This window comes from Hydrogenovibrio sp. 3SP14C1 (assembly GCF_029625905.1).
Taxonomy (GTDB): Bacteria; Pseudomonadota; Gammaproteobacteria; order Thiomicrospirales; family Thiomicrospiraceae; genus Hydrogenovibrio.
In genome coordinates, this window is the sequence record NZ_JARTLM010000123.1 from 1 (window position 1) to 270 (window position 270).

A 270-nucleotide genomic window follows, 5' to 3' on the forward strand; every position below is an offset into this window, starting at 1 on the left:
GTTAATCAGACAGCCTCTGACTCCAATGTGCTGATTCAGCAGGTTGGCTTTGGTAACAATGCTACAGCTAACCAACACTAATTCAGTTTTCTGACTGATAATAAACAGGGCGTGAGCCCTGTTTTTTTTTCGGGAGAATATGATGCATACGCTATTACTCATTGCCGCGCTGGCAAATCAAATAACATTCAATACAACTCAGCAAGGTGATATGTACACCATTATTCCTCAGGTGACGTTAACTCAACCGTGCGTATGTGAGGTACAAGT

At 42.2% G+C, this 270-nt stretch carries 1 protein-coding gene; it reads left to right on the forward strand.

Going from position 1 to position 270, the window contains the following annotated elements:
- Positions 1-142: 142 nt before the first annotated feature.
- The coding region (locus P8629_RS12905) for a hypothetical protein (RefSeq protein WP_442908706.1) at positions 143-270 on the forward strand (128 nt) is incomplete at its 3' end.